This window comes from Rhizobiaceae bacterium, from assembly GCA_023953845.1.
In the GTDB taxonomy this organism is placed as follows: domain Bacteria; phylum Pseudomonadota; class Alphaproteobacteria; order Rhizobiales; family Rhizobiaceae; genus Arvimicrobium.
In genome coordinates, this window is sequence record JAMLJC010000002.1 from 240,487 (window position 1) to 266,448 (window position 25,962).

Here is a 25,962-nt window from a genome sequence, read left to right on the forward strand (position 1 = left end):
TCTGAATGCGAGCCAATCTCAGGGACATCGTGGAGCGCAACCTCTCCGGCGCTGCCGTTGCGCTGCCGTCCGTGTGTTCGTCGCACCCCGACGTGATCGCGGCGGCCGCGCTGCTCGCGAGGCGGCATGAGCAGCCGTTGCTGGTCGAGGCGACGAGCAACCAGGTCAATCAGTTTGGCGGCTACACCGGAATGAAGGCCGACGACTTCATCGGCTTCGTCGCGAATATCTGCGCCAGGGCCGGCCTGCCGCGCGAGCGCGTCATCTTCGGCGGCGATCATCTCGGCCCGCAGGCATGGCGGGACCAGGATGCGGGGACGGCGATGGCGCACGCGGCCGATCTCGTGCGCAGCTTCGTCGAGGCGGGCTTCACGAAGATACATCTCGACTGCTCCGAGGGCTGCCGGGGCGAGGATGCACAGGTTTCCGACGCTTTGAGCGCGGAGCGTACGGCGCGATTGGCGGCGGTTTGCGAGCAATATGCGCCGGCGCGCGAGGATATTTCCTATATCGTTGGCACGGAAGTGCCGCCCCCCGGTGGGGCGCGTGCCAGCGATGGCGCGCACGGCATCGTGCCGACCTCGCCGGAAAGCGCCCGCGCGACGCTCGATGCCCAGCAGCGCGCGATCGAATCTATGGCGTCCTCCGAGGCGTGGGGCAGGGTGGTCGGTCTGGTCGTCCAGCCGGGTCTGGAGTTTTCCGGCGATCACATAGACCATTTCAATCCCGGGTCGCCGGATCGGCTGTCACCGATCCTCGCCGACTATCCCGGCCTGTGTTTCGAGGCGCATTCGACCGACTATCAGCAGCCGCAAGTCTTTCCGGAACTCGCCCGCCGTCATTTCGCGATCCTGAAGGTCGGACCTGCTCTGACATTCGCCTATCGGCAGGCAGTCTATGCGCTCGACCATGTCAGGAATTGGTACGAGGCGCCAAAAGGACGCGCGCCGCTTGCCGACACGATGGAAGCGCTGATGCTCGCGGCGCCCGCCAATTGGGACAGGCACTATCACGGCACTGCGGAGGATGTCCGCAGGCTGCGCCACTTCGGCTATGCCGACCGCATCCGCTACTACTGGAACCGGCCTGAAGCGGAGGCGGCGGTTCGCGATCTCATCGCTTCGCTGGAGGCGCACAAGCTGCTCGTTCCGATGCTCGAACAGTATTTCCCGCCGGATGTCATAGCGCGCGCCGAAGGGCTGGCAGAGTATATGCCGAGCTGGCCGCGGGCCTTGATCCTCGCGACGGTGCAGGAGGCGTTGCTGCCCTACTTCAAGGTCGGCCCCGGCGGAGCCGACAGCCGCTGAACCCATCCTGACGGCGATTTTGTCGAAGCATCTCAGGCGATCGAGTAGCCGCCGTCGACCGGAAGCACCACGCCGTGAACGTAGGCGGCTTCTTCCGAGACCAGGAAGGCGATGACGTTAGCGATGTCCGACGGTTCGGCCCAGCGGCCGAGCGGAATACGCGCGGTGATCTTCGGCCCGCGTTCCGGATCGTTCTTGGCGCCGATCGCCATGCGGGTCATGACCCAGCCGGGCGCAACGGCGTTCACGCGGATGCCTTCCGGTCCCCACGCCACCGCCATCGAGCGGGTCAGGCCCATGATGCCGGCCTTGGACGAGGCGTAGGCAGGCGATTTCGGCGAGCCGAAATAGCTCCACATAGAGGCGATGTTCACGATCGAGCCGCGCGCGGCGCGGAGCTTTTCACGGGCGGCGCTGGCGGCGGCGAGGCTTGCAGTCAGGTTGACGTCGAGGACCAGCTTGAAATCATCGAGACCCCATTCCCTCTCCTGACGCAGGATGCCGGCGCAGTTGACGAGCGCGTCGATCCTGTCGGCCCGCGCGACGAGCGCCTTGATATCCTCTTCCTTCGTCACGTCGGTGGTGACGAACTCGATGCTCTCGGGAAGTCCGTCCTCACGGTCCAGCCCGCCGGCAACGACACGGTAGCCCGCCGCGATCAGACGCTGGCAGGTTGCGAGGCCGATCCCCGTACCGCCTCCGGTTACGATTGCTTTCTTCATCGCATTCTCCTCGATCCATCCGCGTGCAGGTCAACTCTGCAGGGATTCCTCGGCTACCGCGCGGATACCGGGTCCGTCCAGCTTGTAATGCTCTTGGAGATGGTCGACTGCGCTTGCCGCCATCGATCGAGGCATCCTGGAAGAGTCGCTGGAGCGCGGGGTCGAGGCGACGGTATTCATGAGCGACCTCGCTTCGAAAGCGGCGGGTTCTCGCTCTCACATTCCATGACCCGCGGCCCGATGGCGGTGAAGCCATGGTCGGAAACGCTGTACGGCTTTCAGGTCGCCTGTGCGAATCTCATCCAGATCCGCCTCGAAGGGTGGAGGCGGTGTTCGCGCCGTGAGAATTCCGCCGGACGGCATCCGTCATCTCTTTCGTTCCGTCCACCTGACGTATCGGACAGGTCGACCTCGACGTGCATAAGGTTGTAGATTGGCACGCATCGAGATCGGAGACCGCATTCACGCATGCGTGTGTTAATAACAGGAGCGCACGGATTTATTGGCTCGGCCCTGCGTAAGGAGGCTGAACGTCGCTCCCTGAGGATCAGCACCCTTGCCATCGGAACCGGGAGGGCGGGCAACATCTACGATGGTCGCATCGGTTCCATGGATGATGTTGTGCAGTTAGCCGCGTTTCTGGAGCGACAGGCCCTCGACGGCATTGTTCATCTCGCGGGAACCACGCATGGAGAGAGGCCGGCAGAAACTTTTGCGTTGAATACGGGCTTTGCCGCGACATTGATGGCGGCACTCGATCTCGCCGGACTGCAAAACTGTCCGGTGCTTCTGATCGGCAGCGCGGCTGAATATGGCCGCCCCCGGGCGGAAGGCGCGGATCGGCTGCGGGAGACCGACCCAACCCGCCCTTCGACTGTATACGGCCTCAGCAAGCTCTCACAGACCCAGTTCGGCCTTGCGGCGTCCGCCCGGGGGCAGACGATCGTCGTGGCGCGTGTGTTCAATGTCGTCGGCGCCGGCATGCCGAAGCATCTGAGCCTGCCAAGCTTCGCCAGCCGGATCGCGGCTCTCGGTACGGCGGAAACGCTGTCGGTACTGCGAACGGGCAATCTCGATGCTGTGCGCGACTACATTTCGGTGGAGAGCGCAGCCGCGGCCTTGCTTGATCTGCTCTTTGCGCCAGCCGCTTACGGTCGGGTCGTCAATGTGTGCAGCGGCAGATCATACCGGATGCGCGACCTGCTCCATCGGATGCTCAAGATGGCAGAGCAGTCACCCGCAATCGAAGAGGCATCGGCAGGTGAGGAACCTCCGGACTGGGTCGTCGGCGATCCGACGCTCTTCTCCTCCCTGACCGGTTGGTTGCCGGGACCGATACGCGACGAGGATCTGGCTGCGGTGCTGGTCGACGCGGGATGCCGCGCTCGTCCAGGTTCCGAGGGACTCACCCGCGTCGTGCCCAGTGTGATCTGAGCAGGACTGCCGCATGTTCTCGTCATCAGCAATCAGCCTTGACTGGATACTGTCGGCCATTCAGCCGCAGTCGGCAAAGCCGGGGCTGGTCGTGGAGGCACTTGGATGAAATCCACTCACGGCGCGACCGCTCCGACGGTTCGGACTGGAGAACGATCCGGCGCTTGCGGCATTGGGCCGCTGCCACGCGCGCCTGTGCAGGTAACGGCTGTTGCCGGCATGCTTGCCGATGTCTGGGAGATGTCCCGGCAGCGTCTTCTGCGCCGCCTTCTGGCTAACCGGCAGGAACTCTTTCAGGAAAGCTATTACGCCGACCAGTGCGGACGCGAGGCACTGACCGGGCTCAGCCCGCTGGAACACTATATCCAGATCGGCTCGCGTCGGAATTGCCCCGCTCATCCAACGATGGATGTCGGGCGCATCGTGGAGGATATGCTTACGGCTCCAGCGACGCTGGACGGAACCGTGGTCGCCAATATGTTTCCCGGACTAGATAACGTACCCGACGAGGTTTATCGTGAGCTTGGGGCGTGGTCGCGCCATTTTCCGGAACTGAATCCCAAGGCCTTTCGTCCGCCCCTTGATCCCGGCGCGATGAGTGTGCGCGCCGAGCGACTTGGAAAGGCGTTTTCAGCCCTGCGCGATGCGATCGGTTCGTCGTTTACGCATCTTGTCGTCGCGCCATGGCATTATCACCCCGGCGGCGCAGAGCGTATCGGGCTCCTTCTCATGCGGTATCTCCGCGATATGGTTGGGGCTGCGAACGTCGTGATGTACGCCGCCGATCTGCCGACGGTTCATAATGTGGATCTGCCCAGCGATACGAGGCTGGTCTCGCTCTGCGACGTGCTGGATTCTCCCACACTTGAAGAGCGTGTCGAAATGCTCGACAGGCTGATCATCGAGTTTGCGCCGCGTGTCGTCTTCAACCTTCATTCCGAATCCTGCTGGCAGCTTTTCGCGCGACATGGCGCGACGCTCCATCACAACACCGGTCTCTACGGGATCGTTTTCAGCAATGCTGTATCACCGGAGGGTGAGCCCTATGGCTATTCCTATGAATTGCCCGGCTGCATCGGCGCGATGCGGGCGGTGATCGCCGACAATAGCAGCGTAAGGCGCGATCTTGCCCGGCATCTTCCCCTGCTCAAGCGCGATGTTGGAAAGATCCATGTCGTCTATACACCGGCGCCACCAGGCATGACGATGAAGCGGCCTCGACGCAACAAGCCTCGGCAAAGCCTCTGGATGAGCAGGTTCGCTGACGAAAAGCGGATGGACGTCCTTGCAGCGATCGCGGCGCGAATGCCGCATCGCCGTCATCTGGTCTACGGCTCTCTGGTGCAATCACGACGTCCCGCGAGCCTCGATCTGCTTGACGCACTCGGCAATGTTGAAGTGCGCGGGCGCTACGCCAGTCTTTCGGACATCCCGGCAGACAGTTGCGACGCGTTTCTCTATACATCCACCTTCGACGGGCTTCCGATCGTGTTTCTGGAGGCGACGGCGATGGGTCTCCCGATCGTCGCGCCGGACGTCGGCGGCATAGGCGATTTCGTGACCGAAGAAACCGGCTGGCTGGTCTCAGGCTCCGAAGCGGTGGACGAGTATGTAGCGGCGCTCTGCGAAATCGAGGAGAATCCCGAGCTGGCCTGCCGCAAGGTGCATGCCGCCCAGCGGCTCGTCCGGGAGCGGCACGGATGGGAACGTTTTGCCTCTTCTCTCGCTTCTCTTCCCGGTTTCATAGAGACCAGCCTTGTCGAGGAATAAGCCGATGAACGACAGATCGACAGGCGACGGCGATATCTTCATCGCGGTCTGCGCCAGCCGGGAAGGAAAGTTGCTCCATCGCACGCTCGCTGTGCTGTCGGATGCAATGGTGGAGGCCACACTTGGCGGCTTCAGGTGTGAAACGGTCGTCTTGTTACACGATGCCGACGAGGCTACGGCCACCATGGCCTACGACCGCGCCGGATCGTCTATTCGCGTCGTCGATTTGGGAGGAGCCGATCGAATCAAAGCCCGGAACGCGGCTGCGCGCATGGCTGAAGCGCCGCTGATCACCTGGATAGACGCCGGAGACGTCTGCAGCCGCGACTGGATTCGAGAGGCTGCCGGCCGAGCCTTCGAAGCCGGTCGCGAGGTGGTTTGGCATCCAGAGCATTGCGTCGTGCTGGGTGACAGTTTCCAACTTGTGGTATGCCGCGATCAGGAGGATGCACCGCGGGAAGTCGCCTCTTTTTTCTGGACGCCGCCCTATCCCTATGCGGCGCTCGCCCAGCGCGACCTCTATCAGCGCTTTCCGCTGCTGCCGCACGATACGGGGCGAGGATATCTCGGTGGCGACTGGTACTGGGGTTGCGAAACTATCGCTGCAGGCATTCCGCACAAGACCGTACCGAAGACATTCGTGGGCATCCTGCCCGACGATCCGCCGGTTCGCATCAATCTGGGGCCAGCACCCCGCAACATGCGACCCGCACCCCTTCGGCGCGCCTGATGCCGGCGGCTGTGTGACCCGCGATACGATCCAGATGGCAGGATGACAGCATGGGTGTGCCTTCCTTTTTCGGCTACCGGCATCTGAACAATGTATTTCGCGCCGGCAGCGATGCGGCGTACCTCTACGCTACCGTTCCTCATACGGCTTCGGCGCAGACGCTGCGCACGCTTTGGGCGCTGGAGAAGCGGCAGGGTCTGCTGTCATCCCCACCTCCTGCCGATCGCGCCACGCTGCACGATCACAGCGTGTTCCCCTGGCTCACGATCGACCATCCGGATTTTTCCCGCTACGTCGAGCGTTTTCAGTCGGCCTTCCGCTTTGCCGTCGTCCGCAACCCCTACGCCCGACTCCATTCGATCTTTCTCACTCATATCCAGCGCGACACACCCGCGGGACGCCGCTTCCGGCGCACGGCGAAGCTCCCGGTAAGCGAGGTTCTCGACTTCGATCGCTTCGCCACGCTGCTCGCCAACCTGCCAGAGCACGACCGGCATCCGGTCTTTTCACCACAGTCGGACTGGCTTTTGTACGAGAGCGTTCCCTACCATGCGTTGGGTGCTGTCGAACGTTACGTCGAAGACATGAGCGCGATGATGGCGCATGCGGTGCCGCCCGGCGGTACTGCCGACGAGGCCGGGGATCTGTCGATCGAGCGACCGTTCAGGCAAGTCATCTCGCCGGAGACAGCGCAACTCGTTCTCTCACTCTATCACCGCGACTTTGACGTTCTCGGTTACGATACCGACCCGGGCGCGGCCAGTGCTGCCCCGCGACGCCCGCTGGAGCGTATGCCGGAGCAGCCGCTCTACGGCACGCCGTTGTGGTTGCTGGTCGACAGCCGCGCTCAGCTTCTGGTCGGAAATGTCGACGTCGCCATCCGCCAGATCGAGCGGGTGATCGCGGAGGGAGAGGCTGAGCAGCGCGTCCTGCCGCAACTGCGCCTCGACCTTGCGCGCATCCATCAGGATCGTGGCGATTTCGACCAGGCGCTCGCCGTACTTCGGGCACCGCAAACCGCGTCGCTTTCCGATCCAGAATATCTGAGGGCACTGGCGGAACTGGAATTGCGGCGCAACGAACCGGCCGCTGCTCTGAAGGCGCTTGTCGCGATGTTCTCGGCATCGGACCCATCTCCTTCGGCGGTAAGGGAGATCGGTGCGCTCTGCGCACTGACCGGCGATCTGGATACATCGTTGCGTATGGGACATGCCATTCTCGACGCAGTACCATCCGGACCTGAGCGCAACCGTCTTGTCGATGCCCTCGTCGCTGGATTGAGCCGTCGTGGCTCGCCGCGCTACGCACTTGCCGTGCTCGAAGATATCCGCGAGGTGCGTGATCTCGGTTACGACGTCGCGGAGCCGGTCGCGCGGCTGCGAGGGGAAAAAAGCGCCCCGCCGCCTGTCGCGGCGCGCGATCCTGAGCTGCTGCCGCAGTCCGTCTTTGTCGATCCCGCATTGCAGGCGCTCGCGGAGGAGACCAGGGCAACCGCCGAATTCCTCCGGGAACGGCTGCTGCGCAAGGTGCTCGAAGCCAATCCGTTCCTATTCGACGCCGCGCATTATGCGCGTAGCGCGCCGGATCTCGGCAAGAGCGGACTGACGTCGTTTGAACACTATGTGCGGCATGGCAGCCGTCGACCGGGGGTGGAGCCCAACACCTTCTTCAATCATGCCGTTTATCTGCACCACTTCGCACGCGAGCCCGACACCATCCTCGACGCACTCGTTCACTACGTGGTCGAAGGCGCGCCGAGAGCGATCGATCCCGGCCCGTTCTTCGACAGCAAGGCCTATCTCCGCAAACATGCGGATGTCGCAGGCACGAGCGCTAATCCTCTTAACCACTACCTCTCCGGAGGGGAGCGCACGCGGGGACCTTTCGGCCTTCTGCCGGAATCCGTGTTCAATGGCCTGAAGCAGATGTCGTTCAACGACACAAAACTGTTTCCTAGTTCGTGGCGGCTGGGAGCCCTGACGCCCGATGCTTCCAGCCGTACTGCCGCCGAACGAAGAGGCGCCGTCTACAGCCGGCTGTCACGCGATCTGCCCGAGCATTGCACGCATCTCGTGCTGTTGCCGTGGGTCGCGCATCCGGGAGGAGCGGAGCAGGTTGCCGCCTCCACGCTGCGCATGCTTGTCGAGAGGCTCGGGGCAGGGGCTGTCGCCGCGATCGGCACCGACATGGCGAGCCGCAAGGGCTTCGATCTGCCCGAAGGTTTGAAGCTTTTCTCGTTGTCCGACTACCACGAAGCTCTCACAGTGGAAGATCGCGTCGAGATCCTTGATCGCCTCATCATGGAGCGGAAGCCTCGGATCACGTACAATCTGAACTCGCTTGCGTGCTGGGTCCTGATGGATTCACGCTCCCATATGCTGAAAGGGGAAACCGCGCTCTATGCCGCCATTTTTGCGTATGGTTTCAACGAAATCGACGGAACCTTCGGCTTTCATCAGCATATCGAAGCCTGCATCGACCATTTGACCGGCATCGTTACCGACAACAGCCGGTTTCCTGCGATCCTGCCGAGAATGGCACCGATATTGTCGACACAGGCCGAGAAGGTGCATGTCGTTTATACTCCGATCACCACCACGTTCGCGGAACCTTCTTCTCCTTCCGCAACACGGCCACGGCAGGCTCTGTGGATGAGCCGCTTCGCGCCGGAGAAGCGCATGGACGTGCTGGGAAGAATCGCAGCTGGCGCTCCCGACAGGCGCTTCGTCGTATACGGTTCGCAGAATCCCAATGTCCCGCCGGCAGACATCACTTTCCTGCGCGATCTTCCGAATGTCGAACTGGCCGGTTATTTCCGCGACCTGGACGATGTTCCCTTCGACGAATGCGACCTGTTCGTCTACACGTCCGCCTATGACGGCCTCCCGGTGGCGTTGCTGGAGGCCGCGGCAAAGGGCCTTCCTATCATAGCGCCAAACGTCGGCGGCATCTCGGATTTTATAACGTCGGAGACGGGATGGCTGGTGTCCAACCCGGACGCCGTCGATGAATATCTGGCCGCCATGCGCGAGATCGAAAACGATCCCAAACTTGTGCGGCGGAAAGTCCTCGCCGCGCAGAAGCTGCTTCGGCAAAGACATAGCTGGGCGGCGTTCCAGCAACAACTCGAACAACTGCCGCACTTCCTGCCGGGAGAACCCGATCCCAACAAACCGAACGCGCGCACCGGCTTTCAGAACGTCGTTGCGATCAGCCTTGGCGAGGCGTGCCAGTCAGCCCATCAAATAAGAAGATACTTCTCCACCGACGATCCCCATCACTACGAATGGCTGTTCCAGCCGGTCAAAAGCTATCCCGACGAGGCCGCGGGCTCGCCGTTCAACTGGTCGATCACGCCGATAGAGGCAGTCGCGAGGGCGATTTCACAGGACTTTGCGGGCTTTCTGAAACGTGAGAACCTGGAGTTCCGGACGGAGCCTTTCCAACATGTCCTCGATGTCGCCTACGGCATAAAGCACGTCCACTATTTCTCGCTGACCGAGGCGTATCTGGACGACTACGACATCGTCGAACAGAAGCTCGGCAAGCGGATCGACATGTGGCGGAAAGCGCTGCGCGGTGGCAAGAGCGTGTTGTTCGTCCGCCAGTCCGTAGGGGACGAGGCGGAGGCCGTGAAGCGTCTCGCCGGCGTCATCGGCAGGGCGTATCCGGATCTTCTCTTCGGCATCTTGGCCGTCTGCGGCAGCTATGAGAACCGGCAGGAAGGCAATGTCGTCTTTCGGCGCGTGCCGACGAATCCAAACGATTGGCAAGGGTACAACGAGCCCTGGAACGAGGCGCTGGATGCCGCCCGCCGTCTTTTTTCCTGATCGAGGCGATCGGGCGAATGTCGGCGAGATACGCGAGGCTTAAGGAGTGGGAGCACAAACTCGACACGTTCGTGGAGCCCGACGGCAAGTATAGGGCACGGTGCAATGACACTCTGACAAAGCGCCCGGGCCATTTCGACGAACAGATGGCGGCCGAGCCTTCTTGGGCAGAGCGCGATGCGTTGCTGGATGTAATGGCGGCAACCACGAAGGCGCATGGCATCGGTTTCTGGCTCGCTACGATGCCGCATGCGGTGCCACCTGTGGCTGCTGACGATCCGGACGAAGATCAGCGCACATTGCGAGACGCTTTGAACGATGCGACCCGGAGATACTGCCTGCGACGCTAGGTGAATCTGGTTGATCTGGATTCATATGTTCCAGACTTCGGCGGCCTGATGTATGACGCGATTCATCCGAATGAGAATGGAGCTCAGGCGATCGCACGAGCCCTGCACTCATGTATTCGCCTGCCGACAATCGTCGGGGCAAAGAAAGAAGCCTGATAATCCGGTGCTGGTGAACGGGTGCGGTTGGAAGCCACTTGCGGATGGTGGTGTACCGCTTTGGCGAACGCCGGGCCGGCTGATCGACGCCAGCTTTCAATATCCCAGTTCCAGTTGGAGTTCTCATGACCGCTTTTCCGCTTGCGCCCTTCGCGGCATCCGACACAGAAGGCAGGGTTGCCCTTATAACGGGCGGTACCGGCTCGTTCGGTACTGCGGTCCTGCATCGTTTTCTCGGTATGAATTTCAAGGAGATACGCGTCTTCAGCCGGGACGAGAAGAAACAGGAAGACATGCGCATCGCGCTGAAGAACGATCGGGTGAAGTTCTATCTCGGCGACGTGCGGGAGGCTTCGTCGCTTCAGCCGGCGATGGTGGATGTCGATCTCATCTTCCACGCAGCGGCGCTGAAGCAGGTGCCGTCCTGCGAATTCTACCCGATGGAGGCGATCCGCACCAATGTGCTGGGCGCGGAGAACGTGTTGGAGACCGCGGTGCGGTTCGGCGTGCCGAAGGTGATCGTGCTGTCGACGGACAAGGCCGTCTACCCGATCAACGCGATGGGCATGACCAAGGCGCTCATGGAAAAGCTGACCATCGCCAAAGCCCGCACGATCTCGAGCGACCGGACGGTGCTTTGCGCAACGCGGTACGGCAACGTCATGGCGTCGCGAGGCTCGGTCATTCCGCTTTTCGTCTCTCAGGTCAAGGCGGGCAGGCCGATCACGGTGACGGACCCCAACATGACCCGCTTCCTGATGTCGCTGGAGGATTCCGTCGATCTGGTGCTCTACGCCGCCAAGAATGCGCGGCAGGGCGATCTCTTCGTCCAGAAAGCGCCGGCAGCCAGAATCGGGGTGCTGGCGGAAGCCGTGCGGCGCATATTCAAGAGTGACGTACCCGTGCAGGTGATCGGCACGCGTCATGGCGAAAAACGGTACGAATCCCTGATATCCCGCGAAGAAATCGCCCGGGCGGAGGACCTCGGCGACTACTACCGGGTGCCGGCCGACGACCGCGACCTCAACTATGCCAACTATTTCAGCAAGGGGCAGACCGAGTTGTCGCAGATGGAGGACTACACCTCCGACAATACCCGTATTCTCGATCTGGACGGCGTGATCGCGTTGCTGCACGAACTGCCGTTCATCAAGAACGAACTGGCGAGCTGAAGCTTCCGATGACGAGAAAATACAAAATCCTGACGATCGTCGGGACCCGGCCGGAACTCATCAAGATGTGCCGCGTCATCGCGCTTATGGAAAAGCATACCGATCACGTGCTGGTGCATACGGGGCAGAATTTCGACCACCAGCTCAATCAGGTCTTCTTCGAGGAGCTGGGCATCCGTGCGCCCGACTTTTACCTCGGAGCCGCGGGAGGCAGTCCGGTCGCCGTCATAGCCGACATACTGTTGAAGGTGGAGGAGGCGCTGCTGAAGGTGCGCCCGGATGCGGTTCTCATCTATGGCGACACCAATTCAGGACTGGCGGTGATCGCCGCCAAGAGGCTGAAGATACCGGTTTTCCACATGGAAGCTGGCAACCGCTGCTTCGATCAACGCGTGCCGGAAGAATTGAACCGCAAGGTGATCGACCATCTTTCCGATGTGAACATGGTTCTGACTGAGCACGCGCGGCGCTATCTGATTGCGGAAGGCCTGCCGCAGGACCGCATCTTCAAGGTGGGGTCGCACATGCAGGAGGTGCTCGACCATTTCCGGCCGGCCATCGCCCGGTCCGACGTCCTCGACAGGCTGCAACTCGACGCGGGCTCCTATTTTCTCGTTTCCAGCCATCGCGAGGAGAATGTCGATTCGCCGGAGCGGCTGGCCAGCTTGCTCGATTCGCTCAACGGTCTCGTCGAACGCTACGGTCATCGCGTCATCGTGTCGACGCATCCGCGTACGCGCAAGCGCATGGAGGAGATGGACCTGCACGAACCCGATCCTCGCATCACCTTCCTGCCGCCTTTCGGGTTCTTCGACTACATCAAGCTGCAGGCGGAAGCCGCCTGCGTGATTTCGGACAGCGGCACGATCACCGAGGAGGGGTCGCTGCTCGGCCTGCGCGCCGTCACCATCCGGCAGGCGCATGAGCGGCCGGAGGGAATGGATGCCGGGACCCTGATCATGTGCGATCTCGATCGGCAGAGCCTCTTGAATGCGGTCGAGGTGGCGATTGCGGCGGACATGCCTGCGGCCATGCCGGTTGCAGATTACGAAGCCGGCGCCGTTTCCCGGAAGGTGCTGAACATCGTCCTGAGCTATATGGGATTCGTCAACCGGGTCGTTTGGCGAAAGAACTGAAACGCGTTACGAGGCCCGGATGCCTCTCGTCGTTCTTCACATCATCCCCACGATGGGGCAGGGCGGCGCTGAACGGCTGCTCCATGCACTGGCGTCGGTGCCAGCCGAGGGGCAGCGGCACATCGTGCTGACGCTGTTCGATGAAGTGCTGTTCGGAGACGGCGTCGACATCCGCACGCTCGGATTGGCGCGTCGCCAGCGCCTGCGTTCCTCCATGCGTTTCGCTCTGGCCTGGCGATCGATCCGGTCGATCATCCGCGACGAGAATGTCGGCATCGTGCATGGCTGGCTCTATTACGGCATTCTGGCGACCATTTTTGCACGGCCGCATGTCGACAAGGTGGTCTGGTCGATCCACAACACCCTGATGCCTGCAACGGGCCGATATACGGCGCTTCATCTCGCCGAGCGCGGTTGCGCGCGTCTTTCCTATAGCGTGCCGGATCGCATCATATACTGCGCGGAAGCGGCGCGTGCGGCTCATGATGCGGCGGGCTACAGGCGCGATGCCGGCATCGTTCTCGACAACGGCGTCGACGTCGAGCGCTTCTGCTACCCGGGACCGGAAGCCGTCCGGGCAAAGAGGCGGCGGCTTGGCTTTGCCGACGATGACGAGATCGTCGGCATCTTCGCGCGTTTCCATCCGCAGAAGGACCTGACCAATTCGTTCGCCGCAATCGCGGAATGCGTCAGGACGCGACCGAATCTGAAAGTGCTGCTTGCGGGCGCGGGCATGTCGCCCGACAATCCCGAGCTCAACAGGTCGCTGGAGCGCGCCGGACTCGCGCAACGCGCGACCTGCATCGGCATAAGGGACGACATGGAGGAAGTCATCAATGCGGCCAGTCTGATCGTCTCGGGATCGGCTTATGGCGAGGCCATGCCGATGGTCGTGCTGGAAGCGCTGAGTTGTGGAGTGCCTGTCGCCGCCACCGATGTGGGCGACGTGTCGCGGCTCGACATGCCGAGATCGGCAATTGTGCCGCCGTCCGAACCGCACGCATTGGCCGGCGCCATCAGCGCCGGGCTCGACCAGGGACGGGACGACGCCTTGTGGCGGAACGCGTCGGCGCGGACCCGGACGCGTTTCTCGATCGGCGCCTATCGGGCGGCTCACGCTTCGTTCTACAGATCCCTGCGGTAGGAGCGCTCGGCGATGAAGCGTCGTTCCGATGCGCCACCTGTCTCGATCGTCACGCCCGTCTGGAACGCGGCGGGATTCATCGAGGAGACGATCACTTCCGTGATGTCGCAGTTGGGGGACGAAGATGAGTATATAATCGTCGATGACGGTTCTACGGACGGAACTGAAGAAGTACTCGCAAGCCTCCAGAAAACATACGGATTCAGGCTTTTGAAGCAGGCAAATAGCGGGGAAGTCGCGGCCGTCAACCTTGGTGTGGACGCGGCTTGCAACGATCTTGTCTGCGTGGTCAACGGCGACGATCCGATCCTGCCCGGACTGCTGAGGCATATGAAGGAGACGTTCCGGAACGAGCCGGAACTGGCTGCGGCATACCCCGACTGGCTGATGATAGATGAGAAAGGCGTGATCCTTCGCACCGTCCGGACGATTCCATATTCATACCGGACGATGCTGGCGGAACATTTCTGCATTCCCGGTCCCGGCACGTTTTTCCGTCGAAGCGCCTTCGCAGGCGAGCCTTGCCGCGACCCGAGGGCGGAGGGACTTTCCGATTTCGACTGCTGGCTGCGCCTCGGCCGCACGGGATCGAGCATGCGGCGCGTGCCGGAGGTGCTGGCGACATGGCGGTCGCATCCCTCCGGCACGACGGCCACGATGGACGGCGCCAAACTCGCCCGGGCAAAGATAGAACTCATGACGCGCTTCTTCGCGCGGGACGATCTGCCGTCCGGCGTGCGTGCGCTGGAGGCACAGGCATTCAGTGCCGCCTATTATCATGCGGCGCTGCTGGGCATCAGGCGATCCCGCGTGCCCTCGCTGCGCTATGCCGTCGCGTCCTACCGGCACAAGCTCGTATGGCCCGCGGACGTGCATCCCACGCAGAGAAGGTCGTTGCCGCATCTTCTCTATGCCGTGACGCAGCCGTTTTCAGGCTGGTGTCACAGGCTGTCTGACTCGTTCCTTCCAGAGCGCTTCCGGCGGGCGCGGGTGCTGTCCCAGACATTCGGCGCGCAATGAGAAAGCCCGTCGTCAGCGTCGTCATTCCCGCCTTTAATCGAAGTGCAACGATCGGGCGTGCGTTGGCGAGCGTCAGGGCGCAGACATTTCCGGACTTCGAGATCGTGGTGGTCGACGATGCATCCGTGGACGACACCGTCGCTGCATGCGCCGCGTTCGAGGACAGCCGATTGCGGATCGTGCGACGCGATGTCAATGGCGGCGCCGCGGCCGCGCGCAACACGGGCATATTGGAATCAACAGCCGACCTGATCGCGTTTCTTGATTCCGATGATAGCTGGCTGCCCGACAAGCTCGCGCGACAAGTCGCGGCGATGTCGCTGCCGGGCGCTCCGGAGGTCGGTTGCACGGGTGTGATCCTGCATTTGCTCGACCATGGGGAGAAACGGGTCAAGCGTCTGGAGCAGACGAGCGACTGGGCGCGGCGTCTTGCCATGGACTGTGATCTCAGTCCCGGTTCCACGCAGATAGCCACCCGCCGGATCTTCGGCGAGATCGGCCTTCTGGACGAAACGTTGCCTCGCTTCGAGGACTGGGACTGGCTGCTGCGCTACACTCGCCGCCATGCGATCGGCGCGATCCCCGATCCTCTTGCGGAGATCTACAACCGACGCGCGAGATTGGGTGAGACAGTCGAGCGTTCCGCTGCGCTATTTCAGCGCAAGCATCAATCCGTATTTCGCGGCCTGCCAGTGTCGGATCGTCGCGACGCGCTAATGAATCTTTGGCTGCAGGCCGCCAATACCTATGCTTTCGAGCGCCGTTTCTGGCGTGCGATCCCGCCTTTGATCAAGGCTTTCAGGCACCGCCCTCTGCGGACGACGCAACGTTTCTTCGGCGGCGCGATCCGTTACGGTTTGCAGTCTGGAAAATCGTCGGAACTGACTTAGGTGTCCACGCAAGGATGCGCCCGCTGGTTGGTGGACGCGCTCTTTGGGTGAGTGTTAAGCGAGTCTTCGATTGGCCTCGTAGCGCGGACGAGAGTCGTTTTCACCACCCCTTTGAAAAGCGGAGGCTGCCGGGCAGTATGCGTATTGATTTGCGCGGGATCGCAAACAAGCGAATCCTGGTCACGGGAGCCGGTGGCTTCATCGGAAGCCACCTGATCGAGGCGCTGAGTCGCGCCGACGCCCGCGTGAAAGCGCTTCTTCACTACAATGCGGATGGCAGCATCGGCAATCTGCGCCTGCTGCCGAAAGATGTGATCGCGGGTGTCAAGATCGTTCATGGCGATCTCAACGATGCGGAATTCTGCGTCCGGCTGGTCGAGGATTGCGACATCGTGCTTCACCTTGGAGCGCTGATCGCCATCCCGTATTCCTATCTCGCCCCTCGCAGCTACGTCGCCACCAACATCGGTGGAACGCTGAATCTCCTGGAGGCGGCGCGGAGCCGCGGCGACGTGCGCTTCGTTCACACCAGCACATCCGAGGTCTATGGCAGCGCCCGCTACGTCCCCATGGACGAGGCGCATCCACTGCAGGCGCAGTCGCCCTATGCCGCGACCAAGATCGGGGCCGACAAGCTGGTGGAATCCTACGTGAACGCCTTCGGCGTCGACGCGGTCATCGTGAGGCCTTTCAACACCTATGGTCCGAGGCAATCGGCCCGCGCCGTGATACCGACCGTGATCGGACAGGTGCTCGGCGGCACGGAGCTCGTCAAGCTTGGCGCCGTCGCGCCGGTCCGGGACCTGACCTATGCCTCTGACACGGTTGACGGTTTCATCACCGCGGCGCTTGCCGAAAACGTCAAGGGGCGCTGCTTCAATCTCGGCACCGGAAGCGGCATCGCGATCGGCGACCTGGCGTCGCTGATCATCCGGCTGATGGGCTCCGATGCGCGAATCGAATGCGATGCCCAGCGCCTGCGTCCCGAAGCGAGCGAGGTCGACAGGCTGATTTCCTCGCATGACGCCTTCACCAACGCGACCGGCTGGGAGCCGAAGGTTTCGCTGGAGGAGGGGCTCGGGCGCACCATCGCCTATTTCAAGGCGAATCCCGATCTGCTGCCTCATGTTGGCTACGTGGTATGAGCACGCGGCATCAGGCAATCGTGATGGCGGGCGGGAAGGGCACGAGGCTCCATCCTTATACGGCCGTGCTTCCCAAGCCCCTGATGCCGCTCGGAGACGCACCGGTCCTTGAGCTGCTGCTGCGCCAGCTTTCGAATTTCGGAATCGGCGACGTCGTGATCGCGGTCAATCATCTGCGCCATCTCATCCAGGCATTCTTTGGGGGCGGCTCCAGCCTTGGCATGAACATCGCCTACGCCACGGAAGACCATCCGCTCGGGACGTGCGGTCCGGTGGCGCAGGTGCTGGACGACATGGCCGACGACTTTCTGCTGCTGAACGGCGACCTGCTCACCGATCTCGATTTCAGCGCGCTGCTCGATCGTCACAGGCAACGCAATCTGGACGCCACCGTCGCCGGTATCAGACGGAAGATCAGAGTCGAGTACGGCGTGCTCGACGTCGATCCGGACGCACGCCTCACAGGGCTGCGCGAGAAGCCTGAGATGGAGTTCGTGATCAGCATGGGCGTCTACGCGTTGCGTCGCGACGCGATAAGGCCGTTTCTCACGCCGGGAGAGCCGCTGGATATGCCTCAACTGCTTGCCGCCATGATCGCGGCGAAGTCCCGCGTCGAATGCTTCGTGACGGATTGCAAGTGGCTGGATATCGGTCGGCCGGAAGACTACGGCGTCGCCCAGGCGATCGTATCTGACGGGTATGACGCGTTCGTGAGGCAGAATCCATGATGGTCGATCGTGCTGTCGTTTTTGGGAAAGTGAATCTTCCGGTAGAAGAGGGCTCAACCCACCTCGATTGTGCCGTGGTCGTTGATCATTTCGAGGTCCGCTCCCGCGGTGTCAACCTCCGGGAGGAAGGAGGACGATTGTTCGGAATGGCGCTCCAAAAGCTTTCAGCGCCGATAAATCGTATGACCCGCGATGCAGAAGACGCCTTGTAGCTCCTGCGACCCCGCCGACGAAGGCCCGGGCACACGTCGCCTTCGTGAGAAGACGTCGTTTTCGGGGCGACCCGGCCAGCGCCCCGTCCAAATTGTCCTTGATGCACGAGAGGACGACGAGGGCCGGGCACTCCTCGCGATCTCTGCACTTCACCTGTGCGCGCGCTGCCTGCCTGACGTGATCGTCCGTGCGCTTTGTCCGACCGGCGCCGTCGTCAGCGTGGCGCTTGAGGCGTTCGAGTGGGATACCGGCGTCGAAGTGCAAGTATTCGGAATTGAGGATGCCGCAGCGGCTTTCGAGGGCGCGGACCTCTATGTGAGCGTGTCGCTGGACTCCGTTCATCGTGGCTGGTTCGAACAGGCGCAACGCGCCGGAATACAGGCCGTGGTGGCGACGCAATTTCCTGAGACTGTGGACAGGCAGTTTTTGACCATGCCGGTGCGCGTCGCCCACGATACGCGCCTCCTGGCGGAACGGGTACTCGAATGCCTCGAAAATCGCCGATAAAGCCGATTGTGAGCAGGAAGGAGGATTTCCGCCTTGTCCTCATCGTCGGCATGGCGGCCAGTATTCATCTGGCGCGCTGGGTCGCGCTCGTGCGTGGCTCGCAATACAAGGTGGTGGTGTTTCCCGTAATGCGCGGGACACCGTGCGGGGAACTTGCGCCTTACCGGCTGGTGCGGAATCGGGACGATATCGCGGCGCTGGCGAAGGGCGAAGTCGGTGTCTTCGATCTCGACAGCGTTCCCCGCAACGTCGCGGAAACGGTGGACAACGTCAACGCATATACATGGCCCGGGCATCCAGGCTTTCCCGACGATTTTCGTCCGACGACCGCCTACAAGCTCACAAAATGCATTCGCGATCTGGACCCCGATCTCGTGCATAGCATGGAGGTCCAGTTCGCGGGATACCTCATGCTGGAGGCGAAGCGGCGGATCGGCAGGGCGAACTTTCCGCCATGGCTTCTGTCGAACTGGGGCAGCGATGTCCTCCTTTTCCAGAAGCTTCGCGACCATCTCCCAATTCTCAAGCAGGTTTTCCGGGAGATCGATGGCTATTGGTCGGAATGCGGCCGCGATGTGAGGATCGCCCGAGACTTCGACTACCGCGGCAGGGTGTTCGAACCGATGCCGGCATCTGGCGGGATGCTCATGAAGGAGGCGAATGTTTCAGCTCCTTCGACGCGGCAACTCCTGCTTGTAAAGGGCTATCACGGCTGGGCCGGACGCGGGCTGCATATCCTGTCGGCCGTTTACCTCGCCGCCCCGGAACTGCGTCATCTGCGCATCCGCGTCACGTTTTCCAATGGCGTGGCGATCAGGATGACGCAAGACATCCGGGAGCGTACCGGGCTCGACATCGACGTTGAGCCTTATGTCGAAAAACATTCGGACGCGCTGCAACGGCTTAGAGAGTCGCGCATCGTGGTAGGCCTGGGCATCTCGGACGGTATCAGCACCACGCTTCTGGAGGCGATGACGGTGGGCACATTTCCGGTGCTGGCTGACACGTCATGCGCCTGCGAATGGATCGACAACGGCACGCACGGGATCATCGTCAACCCGCACGACACTGCGGCATTGGCGACCGCGCTCGTGCGCGCGGCGACCGATAACAAGCTCGTGGACAGCGCGGCCCTTCGCAACCGCAAGGAGGTCGCGCGGCGCTGGTCCGCGAGCCGCAACGCGCAGAAGGTCCTGCGCAACTATGGCATCATGATGGACAAGACCCGCGACGTCCCGCACGGGACGTCTGCCCGTGAAATGCAGGTCTGAGATGATGCACGCGCCTTCATCTGCCGCCGATACGCTTGTTTCTATCATCATTCCGGTCTTCAACGGGGCCAGATGGTTGGGCGATGCGATCGACAGCGCAATCGGGCAGACGCATCTCAACATAGAGGTGATTGTCGTAGACGACGGGTCGAACGACGATGGCCGGACGCGGGCGGTCGCGGAATCTTATGGTGATCAGATACGGCTGATCACGAAGCCGAACGGCGGCGTCGCTTCGGCTCTCAATGCTGGCATTCAGGCAATGCGCGGCGCGTTCTTCTCCTGGCTCAGCCACGATGATCTCTATCATCCACGGAAAATAGAGGTGCAACTGGCGCGCGCGCTCAGTTTTCCTGAACCGGTCGTGGTATTCGGAGACGTCGCAGTCATCGATGAGGCCAGCCGCAAGGTCTGGGAACTGGCTCTGGGCGCCAATACGCGCGCCCGAGACCATGCGTTGTGGCACGTGCTGGAGGCGCGGCTCAGCGGGTGCTCTCTGCTCGTGCCGCGCGTCTGTTTCGAGATCTGCGGCGTGTTCGACGAGTCCCTGCCGACGACCCAGGACTATGAGCTCTGGTACCGTCTGGCCCGGAAATATCGCTTCGTGCATTCCAGTGGCCTTCTAACGCTATCTCGCGCGCACGCCGATCAGGGTTCGCGAAATACGCGTCATCTGGAGGAGGCATCCCTGTTGTGGATGGATTTCCTCGATCGCCTGCCGGCCGACGTTCAGTCGGGGATGGCGATGGACGAACTCGAGTTCTGTGCCCGCGCCTGTCGAGCCGATATCCTTGCGTCCTATCCTGGACTGCCTGCTTTCGCGCACCGGCGCATGGTGGAAGCGCGGTCGAAGGCGAAGCTGACCCTGGTAGCCGACGTTCGCTATATCAGCGCCGCGTTCGAAACGCTCGGTCGGCTGGCTGGGATGGGTTATGTCGCGATCGATGTCGTCTTCGTCCAGCATGGAACCGGCGACGGCGCAGTCGTCGGCAAATTCGATCATGTCATGCGACGCGTCGGTTCACTGGTCACCGTCAGTGCGGATACGACTGCGGCGGAGGTCTCAGCAGCCGTCGCAGTTCGTGCCGATCCCGACGCCGTGATGATATTTCTTTCGGGCGATTCCCCCAATGTTCTTTTAGATCTCGAAACCGGTCTTGACCGGCTGTTCGCCAGGGAATTCGATGCCATGCTCCGGACGGAGCCGGAAGGCCGGTGGCTCGACGGCGGCATTTTGAGAGCCGGCGCCTTGATGGAGGCGATACGTCGGTCGGCTGTTCGTAGCGATCGTGCACTGCGAAGCGAGTTGGAATTTTGCGCGCGCGTTGCAGTCATGCCGCAGAAACCGGCGCAATCGCCGGTTCATATGGCTGCCGCGGGCGGCAGCGTAATCCCCGATGATGACGCCGCACGGCACGTTGTTGACGATGCTCCGACGGACACGCAATCGCGGGACGAAGCTGCGGCGGATATCGAGAGCCTTGAGGCTCCGACGGCGAGTACAACTCGCGAGCGCTATGTTCACCAGTTTCCGCCGCCATATCTCGGACGTTTCGAATTCCTCCGCGTGGCGCGAAAGCCGTTCCTGAAAGAAAAAAACGTCGAGAGGTTGCTTTCGCTCGTGGAGCGCCTTCGGACGATTGGTGGAGGGCGAATGTACCGGCCGGCCGTCTGGACTACGGAGCGGCTGCTCGGTGCTCGCGGTAAGATCGACCGAGACTGGTATCGAAGCGCTTACAAGGATGTCGATGCAACGATCGATCCGGTTATCCACTATCTGAAACAGGGTTGGCGGGAGAATCGTGATCCGTCACCCTCCTTCTCGACCAGCGAATATATACGGCGTTTCTCAGGCGGCGATAAACTCAACCCGATCACGCATGCATCGTTCTATCTCGAGAAACAGAAGGATCGGCCGATCCTCGGGAGCTTTCTCGTCACAAAGCTGTTGCGCTATCCGATCTCGAAGCAGTTTCTATCGGACAAAATTCTCGCCTCGCTTTCCCGCATGCAATCCCGCAGGCGTTTCTTCCTGCCGGAAAAGCATATCGGGAAGATCGAATGGATGTTCGGTGTAAGAGGCAAGATCGATCGCGACTGGTACAGACAAACCTACCTCCTCTCTTCCGGGAGCGGGGAAGACCCTTCATTGCACTATCTTGCGACAGGCTGGCGTTACGGCAACAAGCCCTCCGAGCGATATCGTATCGCGTCCTTTCCGACGTCCGGCGGCCCACTCTCCCATCTCAATCCGTTGAGCAGGGATACATTTTTGGGCCGAACCGAGATCGAATTGATCGAAGACCCATCAGTCTCGGCAGCGGAGGTCCTATCCGATTTCGCGGAGGGCGAAACTGGCGGTGACCGGGAGGCGGTCGATTCAAAGGACACCCTGCGGTCTTCTGGATCGAACATCCAGCAGGAGCGTTTCAGCCTCCAGACCGATACACATCATCCAGAAGCCGTTTTCGCATCTGCCGTTTTGCCGGCATGCGTCGCCTTTGTGCCCGATGGGACGCCATCGTCGGCTGACTGGATTCGATATGTCCGGAAGTCACTGGGATCGCAGGCGCGGTCCGTTGTCGTGCTTGCGTCCGGAACCAGTTCCATTTCCCTTTCGGGTGTGGGGCCGGACGTGTCATTCAACCTCCCGGAACAGCTTCCCGCGGCAGTCGAGCACATTCGCGCCATTGGTGTAGCGCGCTTCGACCTCGTCGGCCTTGCGCATCAAGAGAGCATTCAGATGCTGCTGGACGGTCTTTCGATCCCTGTGGACGTGACCGTTTTGTCGGAACCAATTCACAAAGCGGACCGCGCTTTGCTGCGACGTGCCGAGCGGGTGCTGACACCGGAGGCGGACATCGCACTCAGCCTTCGGCAATTGCGACAGAGGGGGCGAATCCTCCATGTCGTACCGCCCTGCGAGCATGAGGCTTTCAACTATAGGGTGGTACGCCGCAGGCTTCAGGAAGCCGATTCACTCAGGATATTGGTAATAATGCCGGAAGCGAGCGAGCCGGTGATATCAAGTGTGCTCGATGTGGCTGGCATGATCGCTGAGCGCAATCTGCCGATTTCCCTGATGGTTGCCGCCGAGCGCGAACGAACGTGTACACTCCAGTCTGTGATCTGGGTTGGACAGGCAAACTTCCCGAACCTGATCGAACTGATAGGGGAAACCTCTCCGCACCTCCTGTGGCTGGCTACCGACCCTGATACCGCCATGCTGCCCTATGCCCAGCATGTCGCCGAAATGGGCTTGCCGGTGCTGCTGACGGGATCCCGCAGGGTAGCAAGCCGGTTTTTCGGACGGGACTTCGCATGGCGCGGTACGGATAAATCGGGCGGGAGAGCCGAAGCAATAATCCAGCAACTCGAAGCACTGCGGGAAAGCGGACTGGATCTGCCATCGACAGGACTTTCGCCCGTCAAGGGATCGCCCGTCGCGTTTTATCCTGGGAGATATCTTGAATGGCGAAAGCGACCATAACCCGTGAGCGCAGGGTTCTGCTGATCGCCGGCGTTCCGCCGTGCAGCAACTATAGTGGAGGTATCTTCCTCGAACAAATCGTCCGGGCCACCCAGCCGCCGGCAGGGGTTTTCGTTGTGCAGAATCGGCATCTGACCCCCATCCTGAGCGCCGATCTCGCATCGCGGCTTTCGATCCGGACACGTATCAAGCCGGAAGAATTGCATGATGCCGGAGATATGCCCGTCAGGGTTCGGCGGGACGAAAGGCATGCCCGACTGAAGACCGTACCGGAGCTCTTTTCCAAGGCCTTGCGATTTGCGGCGGAAATCAACGCAACGGATTTCTGGATCGTTCTGGAAGGCCAAACGTTGATACGTCTGGCTCATATGCTGATGACGAAGGGTGGGCTGCCCGTTCACGTCCAGGTCATGGACCCGCCCGGATGGTGGCTGCGAGCGCACAATGTAGACACGCGATCGAGCGAAGAAATCCTCAAGCAATTCGACGAGGTCTTACGGGGCGCTGCCGGCTGTGCCGCCGCGTCATGGGCGATGGCGTCGCATTTTCGTCATTTATATAAGGCCCGCTGCGCTGTCGTCGTACCGGCGCTCGATGCTCAACTGGCGCTTCCTGCCGCCTTGTCGCCCGGAGATGGCACCATGCGGGTGGCCTTTTCGGGGCAAACCTATGCCACCGAGGAAATGAATGATCTCATCGGCGCTATGGTGGACATCAAGAACAGCGGACGATTCCGCGATGTAGAGCTTCACGCTTTCACAAATCACATCCCGACGGATGTGCCGGATAGCACAAGCGTGATTCGCAGCCGCGGATGGATATCCCAAAAGGATCTCGTGCGGGAACTTGCAAAAATGGACCTGCTCTATTGTCCCTACTGGTTCGCGGAAGGCATGCGGGAGACCGCCAATCTCAGCTTTCCGTCGAAGCTGATAACATATTTCGCCTCGGGCCGGCCGGTCGTGTTTCACGGCAGAGCCGATTCATCGCCCGGTCGCTTTCTCCGGGAAAACGCGGCAGCATTCTTCTGCTTTAGACCGGGAAAAGACGCGATCAGGAATACGCTGGAGCGAAGCCTGATCAGACACGACGACTATGCGGAAGTCTCGGCCAATGGCCGCGCGCTTGTCGAATCCCGGTTCAGCTTCGAGGCGTTGCGGGCGTCTTTTTCGGACTTCCTGCACATCCCACGTGAAGATGAGGGAGGGAACGTCCGGGCACCGTGGCGCGGGCACAATTTGGCGGATCAAGCTTGATGTTCAAGAGGTACCTCTTCCTTTTTGCCGCCCTCGTGGCTTTCGCCGTGCTGTTGCGATCTCTCTCCGGTGCCGGCGATGCGGGGGCGGGATTGAAGCAGTGGCTGATACCGGTCGCCACGCTCTACCTCGATACGTTCAACAATCCGACGACCGCACTCGTCCTGTCCTTGGCAATGGGACTGGCGGGGATGGCGATCATCGTCTTCTTCTGGGTCAAGCGGTTCCGTCCGGTGAATTCCGAGCTGCGCTGGGTGCTCAGGAAGCTGAAGATCGCCAAGGGAGAGGCGGGTTCACAGCAAGCGTTCGATGCCGCAAACGAGATTTTTGCGTCATCGGATTTGCTGGCGCGCCATTGGCGGTCGTTCCGGCCGCAGATCGCGCGGTCCGCCGATGGAACCTATATGCGCTTTGCCGATCCGTCGGACAGTTTCTCCCTGTCGACCATACGCCTTGCCGGCCGGTCGGCCTCGGCCATGCGCGCTTTCGCCGGGGATTTCGTCGGCATCGGTCTGGTCTTCACCTTCCTCGGACTGGTCGCCGGACTCTATTTCGCCGGGCGCAGCATGCTGAGCGCCGATCTCGGCGCCGCGCGGGAAGCGCTGATCCAGCTGCTACATGCATCGACCTTCAAGTTCCTTACCTCCATCATGGGCATCGGCATGTCGCTGGTGCTGACATGGGCCAACCGCATCTTCGTGTCGTCCACGGAGGAGGAACTCGACGAGCTGAATATCTGGATCGAGGATCATTTCCCCCGTGCGCCACGCACCATGGCCTCCGAAAATGCGCGCCAGTCTGCCGAATCCGCCGAGGTTCCAGGCGTTCCGGCGGTGCTTTCCGTAGCAGGGGAGTAGCTTTATGGCGGGCTCCGACCAGAATATCGAGGGCGGCGGGTCCGGTTTCTTCGTGCCCATGGTTGACATGCTGGCCGGCGTCATCTTCATCCTTATCATCATGCTCGTGTCCGTCGCGCTGCTGGCGCGTGACGACTATACGAAGATCGAGACCGCCCAGAAGGAAATCACCGCGATCGAGAAGGAGCTGGAAGCCGCGCGTGCGGCCGAGGCGACCTATCTCCATCCCCGGCGCCAGGCCAACGAAGCTCTGCGCGCCGTGCTCGAAAGGATTTCGAAAGACCTCGCCGCCAGCGGCATCTCGTCGGCAGTCGAAAAGGGACCGGACAGGCTGCGCCTGGAAGGCGCCGACTTCTTCGACGGCGGTGTGTCGCTTTCGGCCAAGGGTGCGCAAGCCGTGACGGTGCTGAGCAAGGCGCTGGCGCGAAGCCTGCCATGCCTCACCGATCTGCGGCCGATACCGGAATGCGCCGACGTGCCAGATGCGAGAGCCGCGCGGGTTGCGATGACGGTCCACAGCCCCGCGCGTGACGGGTCACCCCTAGACGCGCAGGCGCTTACGGATGTCCAGTCGGTCGCTCTTTTCGCGGCTGTCGGGGAAGACAATCCGGCGCTCATGGCGCTGCACAATCCGGCCGGCCAGAAACTCGTGGGATATGCCGCGCTGGGCGACAGCGTGCTGGCGAAGGAGGCAGGCGAGCACACGGAGCGCATCGAACTGGTGTTCGAGATGTTCGTTCCGCCGCTGCCGGATCAACAATAGCGGTTGACACGATTGCGGCTCGCTGCAGCCGGTGTGTCGGCGTGCTGCGGGAGGTGTCCGGTATCTGGAAG

General features: G+C 61.7%; 19 protein-coding genes. 18 read left to right on the forward strand and 1 reads right to left on the reverse strand.

Annotation, left to right across the window (positions count from 1 at the left end):
- Positions 1-5 precede the first annotated feature (5 nt).
- Positions 6-1,307: a class II D-tagatose-bisphosphate aldolase, non-catalytic subunit gene (locus M9955_23280; protein MCO5084567.1), complete on the forward strand. Its 1,302-nt coding sequence runs from the start codon at positions 6-8 to the stop codon at positions 1,305-1,307.
- A gap of 32 nt (positions 1,308-1,339) precedes the next feature.
- Here M9955_23280 and M9955_23285 read toward each other — a convergent pair whose 3' ends face one another.
- Positions 1,340-2,029: an SDR family oxidoreductase gene (locus M9955_23285; GenBank protein ID MCO5084568.1), complete on the reverse strand. Its 690-nt coding sequence runs from the start codon at positions 2,027-2,029 to the stop codon at positions 1,340-1,342.
- A 468-nt stretch (positions 2,030-2,497) separates the two neighbouring features.
- Here M9955_23285 and M9955_23290 point away from each other — a divergent pair, with 468 nt between their 5' ends.
- From M9955_23290 to M9955_23370, 17 genes are all read left to right on the forward strand, one after another.
- Positions 2,498-3,463: an NAD-dependent epimerase/dehydratase family protein gene (locus M9955_23290; protein ID MCO5084569.1), complete on the forward strand. Its 966-nt coding sequence runs from the start codon at positions 2,498-2,500 to the stop codon at positions 3,461-3,463.
- A gap of 219 nt (positions 3,464-3,682) precedes the next feature.
- The gene (locus M9955_23295) at positions 3,683-5,233 is read left to right on the forward strand and encodes a glycosyltransferase family 4 protein (protein ID MCO5084570.1); all 1,551 of its coding nucleotides are present in this window, start codon (positions 3,683-3,685) and stop codon (positions 5,231-5,233) included.
- Between the two features lie 4 nt (positions 5,234-5,237).
- Complete coding sequence (locus M9955_23300) at positions 5,238-5,963, forward strand: glycosyltransferase (GenBank protein MCO5084571.1); 726 nt, start codon at positions 5,238-5,240, stop codon at positions 5,961-5,963.
- Positions 5,964-6,013: 50 nt separating this feature from the next.
- The gene (locus M9955_23305) at positions 6,014-9,793 is read left to right on the forward strand and encodes a DUF1796 family putative cysteine peptidase (GenBank protein ID MCO5084572.1); all 3,780 of its coding nucleotides are present in this window, start codon (positions 6,014-6,016) and stop codon (positions 9,791-9,793) included.
- A 631-nt stretch (positions 9,794-10,424) separates the two neighbouring features.
- Positions 10,425-11,471, forward strand: a complete 1,047-nt coding sequence (locus M9955_23310) for a polysaccharide biosynthesis protein (protein MCO5084573.1) — start codon at positions 10,425-10,427, stop codon at positions 11,469-11,471.
- An 8-nt stretch (positions 11,472-11,479) separates the two neighbouring features.
- Positions 11,480-12,607 (forward strand): UDP-N-acetylglucosamine 2-epimerase (non-hydrolyzing), encoded by a 1,128-nt coding sequence (gene wecB / locus M9955_23315; protein ID MCO5084574.1) that lies wholly within the window; start codon positions 11,480-11,482, stop codon positions 12,605-12,607.
- 19 nt (positions 12,608-12,626) lie between these two features.
- Positions 12,627-13,751: a glycosyltransferase gene (locus tag M9955_23320; protein MCO5084575.1), complete on the forward strand. Its 1,125-nt coding sequence runs from the start codon at positions 12,627-12,629 to the stop codon at positions 13,749-13,751.
- A 12-nt stretch (positions 13,752-13,763) separates the two neighbouring features.
- A complete protein-coding gene (locus M9955_23325) occupies positions 13,764-14,771 on the forward strand; it encodes a glycosyltransferase (GenBank protein ID MCO5084576.1) in 1,008 nt (335 codons plus the stop codon).
- Positions 14,768-15,661 carry a glycosyltransferase family 2 protein gene (locus M9955_23330; protein MCO5084577.1) on the forward strand — a complete coding sequence of 298 codons (894 nt, stop codon included), beginning with the start codon at positions 14,768-14,770 and terminating at the stop codon, positions 15,659-15,661. The genes M9955_23325 and M9955_23330 overlap by 4 nt, the downstream gene beginning before the upstream one ends.
- Before the next feature lie 137 nt (positions 15,662-15,798).
- On the forward strand, positions 15,799-16,806 hold the full coding sequence (locus M9955_23335; GenBank protein MCO5084578.1) for a GDP-mannose 4,6-dehydratase: 1,008 nt from the start codon (positions 15,799-15,801) through the stop codon (positions 16,804-16,806).
- A gap of 23 nt (positions 16,807-16,829) precedes the next feature.
- Complete coding sequence (locus M9955_23340; protein MCO5084579.1) at positions 16,830-17,534, forward strand: sugar phosphate nucleotidyltransferase; 705 nt, start codon at positions 16,830-16,832, stop codon at positions 17,532-17,534.
- Between the two features lie 192 nt (positions 17,535-17,726).
- Positions 17,727-18,254: a hypothetical protein gene (locus M9955_23345; protein MCO5084580.1), complete on the forward strand. Its 528-nt coding sequence runs from the start codon at positions 17,727-17,729 to the stop codon at positions 18,252-18,254.
- Positions 18,255-18,262: 8 nt separating this feature from the next.
- Positions 18,263-19,525, forward strand: coding sequence for a glycosyltransferase (locus M9955_23350; GenBank protein MCO5084581.1), 1,263 nt, complete (start codon positions 18,263-18,265; stop codon positions 19,523-19,525).
- Position 19,526: 1 nt separating this feature from the next.
- A complete protein-coding gene (locus M9955_23355) occupies positions 19,527-23,015 on the forward strand; it encodes a glycosyltransferase (GenBank protein ID MCO5084582.1) in 3,489 nt (1,162 codons plus the stop codon).
- A complete protein-coding gene (locus M9955_23360; protein MCO5084583.1) occupies positions 22,997-24,271 on the forward strand; it encodes a hypothetical protein in 1,275 nt (424 codons plus the stop codon). Before M9955_23355 ends, M9955_23360 begins: the two co-directional genes overlap by 19 nt.
- Positions 24,271-25,128 (forward strand): hypothetical protein, encoded by an 858-nt coding sequence (locus M9955_23365; protein MCO5084584.1) that lies wholly within the window; start codon positions 24,271-24,273, stop codon positions 25,126-25,128. Before M9955_23360 ends, M9955_23365 begins: the two co-directional genes overlap by 1 nt.
- A 4-nt stretch (positions 25,129-25,132) precedes the next feature.
- Positions 25,133-25,891, forward strand: coding sequence for a hypothetical protein (locus tag M9955_23370; GenBank protein ID MCO5084585.1), 759 nt, complete (start codon positions 25,133-25,135; stop codon positions 25,889-25,891).
- The last annotated feature ends 71 nt before the right edge of the window (positions 25,892-25,962 follow it).

Bases quoted from the DNA above. Each gene is read 5' to 3' on its own strand.
- wecB (MCO5084574.1), top strand. From the start codon at position 11,480: ATGACGAGAAAATACAAAATCCTGACGATCGTCGGGACCCGGCCGGAA.
- M9955_23360 (MCO5084583.1), top strand. From the start codon at position 22,997: ATGGCGAAAGCGACCATAACCCGTGAGCGCAGGGTTCTGCTGATCGCC.
- M9955_23290 (MCO5084569.1), top strand. From the start codon at position 2,498: ATGCGTGTGTTAATAACAGGAGCGCACGGATTTATTGGCTCGGCCCTG.
- M9955_23330 (MCO5084577.1), top strand. From the start codon at position 14,768: ATGAGAAAGCCCGTCGTCAGCGTCGTCATTCCCGCCTTTAATCGAAGT.
- M9955_23285 (MCO5084568.1), bottom strand. From the start codon at position 2,029: ATGAAGAAAGCAATCGTAACCGGAGGCGGTACGGGGATCGGCCTCGCA.
- M9955_23340 (MCO5084579.1), top strand. From the start codon at position 16,830: ATGGCGGGCGGGAAGGGCACGAGGCTCCATCCTTATACGGCCGTGCTT.
- M9955_23345 (MCO5084580.1), top strand. From the start codon at position 17,727: ATGCAGAAGACGCCTTGTAGCTCCTGCGACCCCGCCGACGAAGGCCCG.
- M9955_23295 (MCO5084570.1), top strand. From the start codon at position 3,683: ATGCTTGCCGATGTCTGGGAGATGTCCCGGCAGCGTCTTCTGCGCCGC.
- M9955_23325 (MCO5084576.1), top strand. From the start codon at position 13,764: ATGAAGCGTCGTTCCGATGCGCCACCTGTCTCGATCGTCACGCCCGTC.
- M9955_23365 (MCO5084584.1), top strand. From the start codon at position 24,271: ATGTTCAAGAGGTACCTCTTCCTTTTTGCCGCCCTCGTGGCTTTCGCC.
- M9955_23300 (MCO5084571.1), top strand. From the start codon at position 5,238: ATGAACGACAGATCGACAGGCGACGGCGATATCTTCATCGCGGTCTGC.
- M9955_23355 (MCO5084582.1), top strand. From the start codon at position 19,527: ATGATGCACGCGCCTTCATCTGCCGCCGATACGCTTGTTTCTATCATC.
- M9955_23320 (MCO5084575.1), top strand. From the start codon at position 12,627: ATGCCTCTCGTCGTTCTTCACATCATCCCCACGATGGGGCAGGGCGGC.
- M9955_23310 (MCO5084573.1), top strand. From the start codon at position 10,425: ATGACCGCTTTTCCGCTTGCGCCCTTCGCGGCATCCGACACAGAAGGC.
- M9955_23335 (MCO5084578.1), top strand. From the start codon at position 15,799: ATGCGTATTGATTTGCGCGGGATCGCAAACAAGCGAATCCTGGTCACG.
- M9955_23305 (MCO5084572.1), top strand. From the start codon at position 6,014: ATGGGTGTGCCTTCCTTTTTCGGCTACCGGCATCTGAACAATGTATTT.
- M9955_23370 (MCO5084585.1), top strand. From the start codon at position 25,133: ATGGCGGGCTCCGACCAGAATATCGAGGGCGGCGGGTCCGGTTTCTTC.
- M9955_23280 (MCO5084567.1), top strand. From the start codon at position 6: ATGCGAGCCAATCTCAGGGACATCGTGGAGCGCAACCTCTCCGGCGCT.